The organism is Capnocytophaga sp. G2 (genome assembly GCF_035282625.1).
Classification (GTDB): domain Bacteria; phylum Bacteroidota; class Bacteroidia; order Flavobacteriales; family Flavobacteriaceae; genus Capnocytophaga.
The window spans coordinates 66,573-80,301 of the sequence record NZ_JAYKBU010000012.1 but is presented as its reverse complement, the minus strand read 5'-3'; the positions used below and the strand labels follow the sequence as shown (position 1 = coordinate 80,301).

Genomic DNA, 13,729 nt, shown 5'->3' with positions numbered 1-13,729 from the left:
AAGGTTATGAACTTACTGCCACTGGTACGTTCAGAACAAAGGGAACCGTCAAACGCTTAGTATATGAAAGTGAAAATGACCTTGCTTTTGGAAATCCTCCTGCTCCTAAACCTACTTTAGTATTAGAAGCCAATACTGCTACCGCAAGCCATTTTGAAGAAGGCAGAAAGGCTAAAATCCATGGACTAATCACTGTCAAAGGAAGTAGTACTTACTTCAAATTCAAAGATGGTACTGAAATCCAAATTTACACAGATAATTTTAACAATATCTCTCAGGAAACAAAGGACAAACTCAAACAAGAAGGTTATGAACTTACTGCCACTGGTACGTTCAGAACAAAGGGAACCGTCAAACGCTTAGTATATGAAAGTGAAAATGACCTTGCTTTTGGAAATCCTCCTGCTCCTAAACCTACCTTAGAAATAGAAGCTAGTACTGCCACCATAAACCAATTTGAGGAAAATAGAGAGGCTAAAATACATGGAAACATTACAGTTAAGAATGGGAATTCTTATTTCAAATTCCAGGACGGCACGCTAATACAGATCTTTGCATATAAATCAGTAAAAGAGGCTTTCTCTGCCGAAGAAAAGAAAAAATTCACCACTGAAGGGCAGGAACTTACCGTAACAGGTACTTTTGTAACCTACAATGGTATAAAGGAAATCAAAGTTACTAAAAAGGAAAATGTAATATTTGGAAATACTCCTACTCCTCCCCCTACCCCTCCTACTCAAGGAAACATTTTTGATTTTGAAGATCTTCCTACGGGAACTGCAAGTTATACTGAGACAGGTACCCTCAATGGAGCGGATGGAGTTACTCTAAAATATGTAGCTCGTACAGATGTAGACAAATATGGAATTCAAGGCAAAGGACTCATTTTATTCAATAAAAAACCTAGTAATAATACTTATATAGAAATCACTTTCCCAAAAGGAGTAAAGGATTTCTCTTTTGAGTACAGAGGAGCTTTTGGAAAAGGCAATAGACATTTTGTCATTTATGAAGGAAAGGAAGGAAGCTCTAAAAAATTAGATGAAAAAACCTTTGGAAACATCTCCACAAAGGAAACCTATTCAAAGACTCTCAACAAAAGTGGTAGCTATACCCTTACTATCAAACCTGCTCAAGGGAGTAAACAATTCGTAATAGATAATATCAAGTGGACAAAATAATTTTTTTATACTTAAGAAAATAGCTAATATAATAGGGATGAATCTGTTTCTCATCCCTATTGTGTTTTATAATCTTTTATAAAAATCTTATTATTTTCAAAAATAATTGTATCTTTGTCAGCACTAAACACATCAAATTATAACTGATATGAAAAAAATCTTTTTCTTATTCACTTTTTTCCCCTCTCTGATATGGGGTCAGGAAGTTCTACGTCGCAACCTTAGTGAAGATGGGGAAACCTATATTAAGGCAAGCGTAGCAACTACTTTTTGGGCAAGATATTACAATGCCAATCCAAATACTACAATCAATGGAACCTCTGTAAGTCGTGTTACAGATATATCTCTTAGGCGATTACGAATAGGATTACAAGGACAAATCACTCCTAAACTATTCTTTTATGGTCTCTTTGGAGGGAATAACTATAATTTCAACAGTAATAAAACTGATCGAATTGGTATTCTTGACCTTTATGCAGAGTACCAGTTTATCCCTGAGTTTAGCATAGGAGCAGGAAAATTCGGTTGGGGTAGTAGCCGAAATAGTATGCGAGGTAGTGGTAGTATGATGGGCTTAGACTCTCCTAGCTTTGCCTTATTCACCGTTAATATGAATGATGATAATGCCCGAAATTGGGGAGGTTTTGCTAAAGGACAAATTCAAAACCTTAGCTACGTTCTTACTATTAAGAACCCTTTAACAACAACTATAGCCGAAAAAGAAGGTGTGGTAGGTTATGCCAAAAGGGCTCCTTACAAGCAATATTCTGCTCATTTGAAATATGACTTTTGGGAACGTGAAAGTAACAAAACTCCCTATACAACAGGTACATACATTGGAGCAAAAAAGGTATTGAACCTTTCAGTAGGAGGGGTATATCAAAAAGAAATGATGTCCGAACTACAGGGAGGGCATCCTAAGTATTATGATTATAAGAATTTCTCTACTGAAATATTTCTCGATACACCTCTTTCTGAGAAAAATAACGCCCTTACCCTCAATTTGGGCTACTATCATACTGATTTTGGTAGAGATTATGTAAGAAATGTAGGGAACAATAATGTAGCAGGAGTTTCCTCTCAAGAATACTTTAATGGTGGAGGTACAGCCTACCCCATGATAGGTACTGGAAATACTTTCTTTTTCTTAGGAGGATATCTCTTTGGAAAATGTGAACAATTCACAACTCGTATACAGCCTAACCTAAGCATTCAATATTCCAAATTCAATGGACTTAAAGATGCCATGATAGCCTATGAGTTAGGAGCCAACCTCTTCTTCAAAGGACATAGTAACAAACTCAGCTTCTGTTACCAGAACCGTCCCATTTATAACCAACAGAAGGAGGTAAGTTCTCGCAAAGGCGCCTTTATCATACAATATCATATTCAACTTAAATAAAGATCAAAGATGAAAGCTGTCCTCTTAGATAGAAATACGCTCTCAGAACAACTGCACCTTACTGTTCCTAAAGGAGTTACTCAATGGGTTATTCATGAAAGCACCTCGGATGAGGAGATTCTCTCTCATCTAGAAGGAGCAGATATAGCTATAACTAACAAAGTAAAAATAAAGCGAAAACACTTAGAAAAGTTACCTTTTCTTAAGCTTATTCAACTTACGGCTACTGGCACAGATAATATTGACATAATAGCTGCTAAGGAGTTAGGTATAGAAGTGAAGAACGTAGTTGGTTATTCTACTGAAAGTGTAGCAGAACATTTTTTCATGCTCTTACTTTCCTGTATGCGAGGACTCAAGCCCTACCATACAGCAGTGGAAACAGGGGCTTGGCAGTCCGATGGGCGCTTTTGCCTTACCGAACCCTCCATCTTAGACCTACATACTCGCACCTTAGGGGTCATTGGAGTAGGTAATATAGGCAAAGCCATTACTCAGCGAGCTAAAGCCTTCGGCATGCATGTACTCTGGGCAGAGCATCAAGGTAGAATACCTCGTAATGATGACTATACTGCATTTGATGATGTGCTTGCTCAAAGTGATATTATTTCCTTAAATTGTCCTCTTACCAAAGAGACCCAACACTTAATAAGTTCTCATACCATCATTAAAATGAATAAAAAACCCTTGATCATCAATGTAGCACGAGGTGCTGTGGTAGACCCACAAGCAATATATAATGCCTTACAAGCAGGGAAAATCTTAGGTTTTGCCTCTGATGTATTTGAACAAGAGCCTCCCAGTAAAGAAGACCCTTTATTAAAGCTTGCACAGCATCCTAGAGTGCTTCTTACCCCACATGTAGCTTGGGCAAGTGAATATGCACTAGACAAACTTTGGACAAAAGTAAAATCTCAAATAGAGGATTTTATCAATGATTAAAACGACTATATTTTACTTTTATAGAAATAATCTCTATTCATAATATCATAACTGTCACCAAAATAAGAGAATGAAGAAACGAGTAGTCATTACAGGAATGGGAATTTACTCCTGCATTGGCACTTCCTTAGAGGAGGTAAGAGATTCCCTATACCGAGGAAAATCTGGGATCATATATGCCCCTGAGCGTAAGGAATTTGGGTATCGCTCTGCTCTTACAGGGAATGTTCCTCTCCCTCAACTAAAGGGATTATTAGGGCGCAGAGAACGCATCTCTATGGGAGAAGAAAGTGAGTTTGCCTACATGGCTACTCTTGAAGCTCTAAGAACAGCTCAAATAGAACTTGACTTCCTTAAAACTCATGAGGTGGGTATCCTTTATGGTAATGACAGTGTAGCTGAGTCCATCATATTAACTAATGATAGAATACGGGAGAAGAAAGATACTACCCTTGTAGGCTCAGGAGCTGTATTTCGTACGATGAACTCTACAGTTACTATGAACCTTTCCACTCTCTTTAGCCTTACAGGGATAAATATGAGTATCAGTGCTGCCTGTGCCAGCGGTTCTCATGCTATAGGCTTAGGTTTCCTACTTCTACAAACTGGAATGCAAGAAATGATACTCTGCGGAGGAGCGCAGGAAACGAATAAGTATAGTATGGGGAGTTTTGATGGTTTGGGTGTTTTCTCCACTCGAGAATCAGAACCTACCAAAGCCTCCCGTCCTTTTGATGCAGGACGTGATGGATTAGTGCCCAGTGGAGGAGCTGCTACTTTGGTTTTAGAGACTTATGAAAGTGCCTTGAAACGTGGAGCCAATATACTTGCAGAAATAGTAGGTTATGGCTTTTCTTCCAATGGAGAACATATCTCTACTCCAAACGTCATGGGACCTTCTCAAGCTATGGAGCGAGCCCTGCTCAATGCTTCCTATAAAGCTTCCCAAATTGATTACATTAATGCCCATGCTACCTCTACTCCCATTGGTGATGCCAATGAGGCAAAAGCTATCTATCAGATATTTGGAAGTAAAATTCCTGTAAGCTCTACCAAATCCATGACAGGGCATGAATGTTGGATGGCAGGAGCTAGCGAGATTATTTATTCCGTACTAATGATGCAAAATAACTTTATAGCTCCTAATATCAATATTGAAACTCTCGATGAGGATTCCAAAAAGCTCCGTATCATTACTCAGACTGAAAATCAAACAATTAATGCTTTCCTTTCCAATTCCTTTGGATTTGGAGGAACTAATTCTGCCCTTGTAGTGAAAAAATTTGAGTAACAAAGAATAAATATATTGGTTAAATATTTCTTTTAAGATAGAGAATAATAATTTCTATTGATATTGATTTATTACAGATTAATTCGTACCTTTGTCTCATCTTATAACTCATAGCACATTGGCAGATCATCCAATTGGCTAATTAAATATTTACTTATTATGAAAGAAAAAATAGAAAAAATGAGAAACGGCAAAGGCTTTATTGCTGCCCTTGATCAAAGTGGGGGAAGTACTCCTAAAGCTCTAAGACTCTATGGAGTAGATGAAAGCGCTTACAAGAACGATGCCGAGATGTTTGACCTTATCCACAAGATGCGTACTCGCATTATCAAAAGTCCAGCCTTCAATGATAGCAAAATCCTTGGAGCTATCCTCTTTGAACAAACTATGGATAATAAGATTGATGGCAAATATACTGCTGAATACTTATGGGAAGAAAAACATATTCTACCTTTCCTAAAAGTAGATAAAGGTTTAGTGGATTTGGATGCTGATGGAGTACAACTCATGAAACCTATCACTAATCTCACTGACTTACTCAAAAGAGCTAATGAGCACCATGTATTCGGCACCAAGATGCGCTCAGTAATAAAGAAAGCCTCTAAGCCAGGAATTGCAAGAATTGTGGCACAACAGTTTGAAATAGCTGACCAAATTATTGCTGCAGAACTTATTCCTATCATTGAACCTGAGGTAGATATTAATATTCCTGATAAGGCAGAGGCAGAGACAATCTTAAGAGAAGAAATCCTTAAACACTTGGATAAACTTCCTGCTTCCTCCAATGTAATGCTTAAGCTTACCCTACCTACTGTAGAAAATTTCTACGAACCTCTCACTAAACATCCAAGAGTTGTCCGTGTAGTAGCCCTTTCAGGAGGTTATTCTCGTGAAAAAGCTAATGAAATCCTTGCTAAGAATCATGGAGTGATTGCTAGCTTCTCTCGTGCACTCTCTGAGGGGTTATCTGCCCAACAATCCGATAGTGAATTCAATAAAACCTTAGCAAGTTCTATTGAAAGTATCTATGAAGCATCTATTAAATAGTGAATAGCCAGAAAAAAGATTAATCATACTACTCTACAAAAAGAGGCTACCCCTTTTCGGATAGCCTCTTTTTCTCTAGAGAATATATTTTTAATTGCTATACTTAAGAGAACCAGAAACTTTTCTTACTTCTTCTCTCCTATCATCTGTTCAAACTCTTTTTCGGAGAGAATAGGTATTCCCAATTGTGTGGCTTTTTCCAGCTTGCTAGGTCCCATATTCTCCCCTGCCACTACATAACTTGTTTTGGAAGAAATGGACGAACCTACCTTGCCTCCGTGATTCTCTATAAGAGCTTTAAGTTCATCACGAGAATAACGGGCAAAGACTCCTGAAACAACTAAAGTTTTTCCTTTGAGAATATCGGAAAGAGGAAAATTGGCTGTCTCCTTAAGAGCAAACTGTACTCCATAAGATTGCAATCGCTCCAAGATAACTTTATTCCTATCATCTGCAAAGAATTCTATAACACTTTGAGCTATGCGATCGCCTATTTCATCTATCTGAGTAAGTTGTTCATAAGTAGCTGAACGAAAAGCCTCCAAGGTCTTATAAATACGAGCAAACTTCTTGGCAACTGTCTCCCCTACCATACGAATTCCTAAGGCAAAAAGTACTCGGTCAAAAGGTATTTCTTTAGATTTCTCAATTCCTTCAATAATATTCTTTGCACTTCGCTCACCCATGCGTTCTAAGTTCTGTATTTGTTCAACTTTTAACTCATATAGGTCAGCATAATTATGTATGAGCCCCGCACGGAACATAAGTTCTACCGTCTCAGAACCTAAGCCCTCTATATCCATCGCCTTACGGGAAATATAGTGTTGTATGCGCCCGGTGATCTGAGGAGGACAACCATAAGCATTGGGGCAGTAATGTTGTGCTTCACCTTCATTACGTACCAATGCTGTACCACATTCGGGACAATGGGTAATAAAAGTTACAGTTGTAGCATTTGCTTTGCGCTCATCTGTTTTTACTCCAGTTATTTTAGGGATAATCTCTCCTCCTTTTTCCACAAATACTTGGTCACCAAGGTGTAGGTCAAGCTTGGCAATTTGATCAGCATTATGTAACGAAGCCCTTTTTACAATAGTTCCTGCTAAGAGCACTGGAGTAAGATTTGCTACAGGAGTAATGGCTCCTGTTCGTCCTACCTGGTAGGAAATACTCTCCAGAGTCGTGGTTACTTCTTCTGCCTTAAACTTATAGGCAATCGCCCAACGAGGAGATTTAGAGGTATATCCTAACTCCTGCTGAGCCTGAAAGTCATTGACCTTAATCACTACCCCATCTGTTTCATAAGGTAAGTCATGCCGATGGGTATCCCAATAGTTGATAAAATCCATTACTTCCTGGGTGGAATGGCATAGTTTGGATTGAGTAGGAACTTTAAAACCCCATTCTCTAGCTTTTTGTAATCCCTCAAACTGTGTCTGTATAGGTAAGTTATTCCCTACTACATAGTAAAGCAGGCAATCTAAAGGGCGCTTAGCCACTTCAGTAGTATCTTGTAATTTGAGACTTCCACTGGCAGTATTTCGTGGATTCATATAAGGATCTTCTCCTTCTGCAATACGTTGTTCATTCATTCTTTTAAATCCTTCCTTGAGGATAATAATTTCTCCTCGTATGTGAAAATATTCAGGATAATCTCCCTTAAGAGTAAGAGGTACACTACGAATAGTACGTACATTAGCCGTGATCTCATCCCCCTGTATTCCATCACCTCGAGTAACAGCTTGTACAAGTTTGCCAGCATCATAAGTAAGATCTATAGAAGCTCCATCATACTTAAGTTCACAAACAAAGGATATTTTGTCCTTTCCTAAGAGTTTTAGCACACGCTTTTCCCATTCCTTAAGTTCCTCTTTAGAATAGGAATTATCCAAGGAATACATACGAAATTCATGGACTATTGTAGGAAAATTCTTAGTAATCTCTCCTCCCACCCTTACTGTAGGAGAATTGGGATCCTTATATTGTGGATATTGATGTTCCAACTCCTGTAAATGTTTGAGTTTTTGGTCAAACTCATAATCAGAAATAGTAGGACTATCTAACACATAATAATTATAATTATGTTCATTAAGCTCTGTGCGAAGAGTCTCTATTTGTTGTAGAACGGAATCTGCCATATTCTTATTTCTAATATATGAAAATCAATTATAGTTTATAAGTTCTATTCTAAGTGTGATGAACCGTAAATTCACAACAATTATTAATATAAAATTATTGTTTTTATAGGAGAATATTCGTAGTTATTTTACCTAATATAAAAATATATTTTTTACACCATGAAGAATTTATTTACCAATACAACTTTAAGAAAATAGATAATAACTCACTCTATTCTTTTTGAGTATCCTATTTTTCTTAATTTTTTCCCTTTTTAAGCAACGGAAACTTTTAGGAAGCCCTTTTCATCACTTGGGTTACAACCATTCTTAGCATTATCAATAAGAGGCTTGTCCTTCTTCAGGATAGCCTCTTATTTTTTTAACTATTTCACTGCAACGCAGGAAATTTCCACAGCAACTCCTTTAGGGAGCTTAGCTACTTGATAAGTTTCACGAGCTGGAGCTCCTTCTGCTTGGAAATAAGCTCCGTAGAGTTCATTTACCTTACCAAAATTGTTAAGGTCATCCAAGAGAATGGTAGTCTTTACCACATGGTCAAAACTATAGCCTGCTTGCTGTAAGATGGCTTTAATATTTTCCATTACTTGGTTGGTTTGTGGCTCAATGCCTCCTTGTACTACTTCTCCTGTTTTAGGATCAATAGGAATTTGTCCAGACACATAAAGTGTGTCACCTGCTAAGATGGCTTGGCTATAAGGGCCAATAGGTGCAGGCGCATTTGAAGAAAGAATTACTTTTTTCATGTTAAAATAGTATTTAATTTAAATTTTAGTCGTCCTTAATTAATCACTTTATATCAAGAGTTATTACTGAAGCACTCTATCAGGTGATTTGTTTTTCTCCCACTTAAGATCGGAGAGCATTGATGCTTTTATTCCAATAAAGAAATACCATGAATTTCTATCTCCAAAGGGCGTAAAGCTAAAGGACATACGAAAGCTATTGAGGTCTCGCTCAAAACGTATCTGCGTATAGGTTACTCCCTTATCCTTAAAATCATACCCTGAAGAGGCGCCAACACGCCATTTGGGAGTTAAATCCACATTTCCTGACACCATAAGAGAATTGGTAGAGATCATAGGATTTCGGTTGGTATTGGAATAAGAAAGTGAATAAGCAAGAGTGATGTCCCATGGCATAGAAGCATAATAATGTCGTTGTTTTTCTTCTTTCTCTTTATCTTCAGGATCATCTTCCTTCATAGGCTTACTCAGGTCTGTATTCATTGCCGAACCAAAAAGGTCATCTGCACGTCCTCCTGATTGAGTATTGTCTGTATTTTTCCCTTTTTTAAAGTTCCTACTGGAAAAAGCATAATTTAGAGTCATATTTGCATTGGTCAAGCGAAATAAACTCCCTCCATTATTAATATTAAACTTGTCCATCTGAACTCCATTTGCATCAATGGCATAGGGGTTAAAAGTAGCACCAAAATTCACTCCTAACTTATTGTCAAAAAGTTGAGTACCTCCTGTCATATTCAAAGGAGAGAATTGCTTACGCACTAAATCATAACTTGAAGAGAAGTTTAGGCTATTAAGAAGCATTACTTTTTTACTTTCTGTTTCAAGAGAGTCCTTTGCTGCAGTACGTACCTTTGCTTCAAAGGTATTACTCAAGGAGAAACTCATAGAACTAGATTCATTCCTTCCAGGAGCTCCATATAATCCCCCTTCAAAGCGGCTATAATCACGTTTCGTTCCGAAAGCATCAGCCACATAGTAAGTATAATAATTATCAAAGGAAGGTGTATACCCATAACTAACCGAGGGTCGCATCACGTGGCGGATAGCTTGTATTTTCTTATCTTTTCCAAAGTCAAAAGTCCCATAAATGGTCGTCCCCATCCCTACCCCAAAATTATATGTATGGTACCGAGCAAATCCATTTATAGTATCCTTAGCTACCTTTCCTGTAATATCGTTATAATTATGATATTTTACAGTCTTAAACTGCCAAGTTTCATTCAAAGAGGTGTTCAAGGAAAAGCTTATAAACTTCAGTACTTTAAAGTTTGTACTGATAGGGATACTGTGACGGAACCCTGTTTGTGCCTTAGCGAACATTTGGGAAGAGAAAAATTCTTTATCGGTGGTATTATAACGATTATCTCCCTGTAGGCTATAGTTAAAATTGATATTCTGTATCAACCCTTTCTTAGGCATTCCTTGTTTCACGAAAGGATAAATACGTTCCATACTCACCCGCATAGCAGGTAAGGTCATCTGAATACTTTGTGTATTAGTATTTTGTGAGTGAGATGCTGTAAGAGACAAGTTCACAGAGGGATACGAAGGAAATGTTCTTGAATAGGAAATAGAAGAAGAAAGGGTATTGTTCAAGAAGTTTGCTGAATTCTGTTGATTATATGAATTGCGATAATAAGTGGAGCTCCCTAAGTTCACCGAAGCTGAGAAAGAAGAAAGAGGACTGGACTTGCTATCCTGTGAATGAGACCACTGTATGTTATAAATAGAATTACGACTATAATCAGGGAAGCCACGTTGGCTATGAATAAGGTTTTCATAACGTAGGTTAAAACTTCCACTGTACTTATAACGCTTACGATAGGTAGAAGCTGCACGGATTCCATAACTGCCATTGGTATAATAATCCCCTGTAAGAGACAAATCTAGATAATCTGAAATCACAAAATAATAACCTCCATTCTGCAGATAATACCCCCTATCATTTACCTCTCCAAAGGTAGGGAAAAGGAGTCCTGAAGTACGTGAGTCCGTCATGGGATAATAAGCAAAAGGGAGTGCAATAGGAGTAGGTACGTCGGAGATATACATATTACTAAACCCTGCTACTATTTTCTTTTTAGGAACAAACTTAGCTTTACGTAAGCGAATATAATAATCAGGGTCGGAGAGATCTTCTGCCGTAGTCACCATCCCTTCCTTGAGAAAATAAGTGGAGTCATTTTCTTTTTTAATTACTTGTGCGCGTATCTTATTTTCATCCTGAGTTGTATAAGCATTCCGTATAACAGCTCTTTTTGTTACATAATTGAACCTGATGGAATCAGGCTCTATGAGTTGTTCTCCTTGCTTGAATACAGGAGCTTGTGTGAGTTCTCCTAAACTATCCTTTATCCTCCCTGCATAGGCTTCTCGTTTTTCGTAATTAATCACACTGATTCCTGCTTTAAGGTCTGTATCCGTATAGGTAATTTGTGTTTGGTCATAAAGAGTAATCTCTTTCTTGGGGCGATTGATAATCACACAATCCTTGGCATGATAACGAACTATATCAGTCAGCATAGAAGGAGATTTACGCAAACTATCCTCCTTACCTACGGGAGGCGCTAAACTGTCTTTTAAAGAGAGGTGAGATAAAGTATCCTTTTTGATGGATTCTTCTTTAGAAGAAATTCGTAACTGTGCAGGTTTGTCCTTGATAATGGTATCTGATATTGAACTTTCTAACAAGCAGGAAAAAGAATGCTCTTGTGGCTTATCAACTACTAATTTCCTTTGAGCAGAAAGTCCCACAAAGCATACAATAATGCCTATAAGTATAGTATATTTTTTATTAATTTGCAAAATATAAGCAAGTACCTATGAAAGTTCAACATTTTTTTTTACCTTTGCATTTTGAGAATCAAAGATTTAAGCAATAGGTAAAAACTTTATTTTCAGAGGTCAAACTTACGGATATTTTTCGTATCACAAAAGAGGTAAGCAAAGATTCTGATTGTTTTTAAAGAAATTTTATAATTGATGAGATATTTTTATTATATTTTTTTATTTTTCTTCCTCTCAGCATCAGCACAAACAGAACGATTCAAAATTGTCTTAGATGCTGGTCATGGAGGGAAAGACCCTGGCAAAGTTCATAGAAAAATATATGAAAAAGATATAGTATTAAAGATTGTCCTTTTGGTAGGTAAAGAACTTGAAAAGAATCCTTTATATAAAGTCACCTATACACGCAAGGATGATCGGTTTATTGAACTTTATGAACGAGGTGCTATTGCCAACAAAGCAAAGGCTGACTTATTTATTTCCGTACATTGTAATTCCTCTCCTAACAAAGAAGCTCATGGTTCAGAGTCCTATGTATTGGGATTACATGCTAATGACCTCAATTTTGAAGTAGCTAAAGAGGAGAACCAAGTAATCTACTTAGAGAAGGACTATAAAGAGAAATATGCCGGTTATGACATCAATTCACCTGAGTCCTTCATAGGACTTTCTATCATGCAAGAAGAGTTCTTAGAGCAGAGCATCCAGATGGGTAAACGTATTCAAAATGCCTTAGCCGAAAACCCTCTAAGCCGCGATCGAGGGGTAAAACAAGCTGGTTTTATCGTTCTACACCAGACCTATATGCCTTCTGTACTTATTGAAACAGGCTTCCTTAGTAACCAAGCAGAACGCGACTTCCTCAATTCCTCTGAAGGGCAACAGCAAGTAGCTCAAGGTATTGTAAAGGCTATCAACAACTATTATCATTGGCTTAAGAACAACAGCCTTTTGACCAAGGATTCTTCATCCACTGACAAAGGAGATACTTTCTACCGAGTACAAATAGCTACCAGTAATAAGAATTTGGACGCAATACCCGCCAATTTTAAAGGTCTTAGCCCTATTTTTAAAGAAAAAATAGGAACTTCTTTCCGTTACTATTATGGGAGAGAGATAGATAAAAGAAAAATAGAGAATTTATTACAAATTGCTAAGAAAAAAGGCTTTACCGATGCCTTTATCGTTCCTTTTGTAGGAGGGAAGCGTTCCTTATAAAGAATTCTCAACAAGAAATTTTAATTAATAATATTATGAAGATACAAAATTCTGAACTTATTCTCTCTGGAGAAGGTCGTATCTATCACCTTAACATTGGAAAAGAGAATATTGCAAGCACTATTATCTTAGTAGGGGATCCAGAACGAGTTCCTGTGGTCTCTGCTCACTTTGATTCTGTAGAATTCACCGCACATAAGCGAGAGTTCGTCACCCATACAGGTACTTTTCAAGGGAAACGTCTCTCAGTAGTCTCCACAGGTATTGGTACTGATAATATTGATATTGTCCTAAACGAAATAGATGCTTTATTCAATATTGATTTGGAGAAAAGAGCTCCCAAAGAACAGATTACGCCATTGAAATTCATTCGCTTAGGAACATCTGGCTCTCTACAGGCTGAAATTCCTGTGGATAGCATTGTTCTCTCCGCTTATGGACTGGGAATGGATTGTCTTTTACATTCTTATAAAGATAGTCCTACAGTACGAGAAGCAGATATGGAAAAGAATTTTATCACACATAGCCATTGGAATATGGATAAAGGGCATCCTTATATAGTAGCCTGTGGAGAGTTACTCTCTCAAAAGCTATACAGTCCTGAGATCTTTAAGGGAATTACAGGTACAGCTCCTGGTTTCTATGCCCCACAAGGGAGAAAACTGCGACTTACTCCTGAAGATGAGCACCTTAATGAAAAGCTACATAGCTTCTGCTATAATGGTTATAAAGTGACCAATATGGAAATGGAGACTGCTGCCATTTATGGCTTGTCTAAACTTTTAGGACATCAAGCCGTTTCCCTCAATGCCATTATCGCCAATCGTCCTACAGGTACCTTTACCGCTGATACCAAAAAAGCTGTAGAAAAACTTATTGAATATGCTCTTCCTAAGATTGCAGCAAGTATCTGATGAGGGTTCCTATGTAATAAAATAAAAAAATCCTCACAAGTTTGTGAGGATTTTTTACTT

The 13,729-nt window shown here is 37.4% G+C and carries 10 protein-coding genes; 7 read left to right on the top strand and 3 right to left on the bottom strand.

Annotated features, from left to right (window positions below):
- The 5 genes from VJJ03_RS08200 to VJJ03_RS08180 form a co-directional block, all read left to right on the top strand.
- Nucleotides 1–1,181: DNA-binding protein (locus VJJ03_RS08200; protein ID WP_323974935.1), on the top strand; the 1,181-nt coding region annotated here is incomplete at its 5' end.
- A gap of 148 nt (nt 1,182–1,329) precedes the next feature.
- Complete coding sequence (locus tag VJJ03_RS08195) at nt 1,330–2,583, top strand: porin (RefSeq protein WP_323974933.1); 1,254 nt, start codon at nt 1,330–1,332, stop codon at nt 2,581–2,583.
- Nucleotides 2,584–2,592: 9 nt separating this feature from the next.
- Nucleotides 2,593–3,525: a D-2-hydroxyacid dehydrogenase gene (locus VJJ03_RS08190; protein WP_009744538.1), complete on the top strand. Its 933-nt coding sequence runs from the start codon at nt 2,593–2,595 to the stop codon at nt 3,523–3,525.
- A gap of 70 nt (nt 3,526–3,595) precedes the next feature.
- The gene (locus VJJ03_RS08185) at nt 3,596–4,816 is read left to right on the top strand and encodes a beta-ketoacyl-[acyl-carrier-protein] synthase family protein (RefSeq protein WP_009744539.1); all 1,221 of its coding nucleotides are present in this window, start codon (nt 3,596–3,598) and stop codon (nt 4,814–4,816) included.
- 159 nt (nt 4,817–4,975) lie between these two features.
- Nucleotides 4,976–5,863, top strand: coding sequence for a fructose bisphosphate aldolase (locus tag VJJ03_RS08180; protein ID WP_009744540.1), 888 nt, complete (start codon nt 4,976–4,978; stop codon nt 5,861–5,863).
- 125 nt (nt 5,864–5,988) lie between these two features.
- Here VJJ03_RS08180 and ligA read toward each other — a convergent pair whose 3' ends face one another.
- The 3 genes from ligA to VJJ03_RS08165 all read right to left on the bottom strand — a co-directional run bounded on the left by ligA (nt 5,989) and on the right by VJJ03_RS08165 (nt 11,384).
- Nucleotides 5,989–8,001: an NAD-dependent DNA ligase LigA gene (gene ligA / locus VJJ03_RS08175; RefSeq protein ID WP_323974930.1), complete on the bottom strand. Its 2,013-nt coding sequence runs from the start codon at nt 7,999–8,001 to the stop codon at nt 5,989–5,991.
- A 365-nt stretch (nt 8,002–8,366) separates the two neighbouring features.
- Nucleotides 8,367–8,747, bottom strand: a complete 381-nt coding sequence (locus VJJ03_RS08170) for a RidA family protein (protein ID WP_009744542.1) — start codon at nt 8,745–8,747, stop codon at nt 8,367–8,369.
- Nucleotides 8,748–8,810: 63 nt separating this feature from the next.
- Nucleotides 8,811–11,384 carry a putative LPS assembly protein LptD gene (locus tag VJJ03_RS08165; protein WP_416377851.1) on the bottom strand — a complete coding sequence of 858 codons (2,574 nt, stop codon included), beginning with the start codon at nt 11,382–11,384 and terminating at the stop codon, nt 8,811–8,813.
- A 348-nt stretch (nt 11,385–11,732) separates the two neighbouring features.
- Here VJJ03_RS08165 and VJJ03_RS08160 point away from each other — a divergent pair, with 348 nt between their 5' ends.
- Both VJJ03_RS08160 and VJJ03_RS08155 read left to right on the top strand, forming a co-directional pair.
- Nucleotides 11,733–12,755, top strand: a complete 1,023-nt coding sequence (locus VJJ03_RS08160) for an N-acetylmuramoyl-L-alanine amidase family protein (protein ID WP_009744544.1) — start codon at nt 11,733–11,735, stop codon at nt 12,753–12,755.
- A gap of 35 nt (nt 12,756–12,790) precedes the next feature.
- Complete coding sequence (locus VJJ03_RS08155; RefSeq protein ID WP_009744545.1) at nt 12,791–13,669, top strand: nucleoside phosphorylase; 879 nt, start codon at nt 12,791–12,793, stop codon at nt 13,667–13,669.
- Nucleotides 13,670–13,729: the final 60 nt, after the last annotated feature.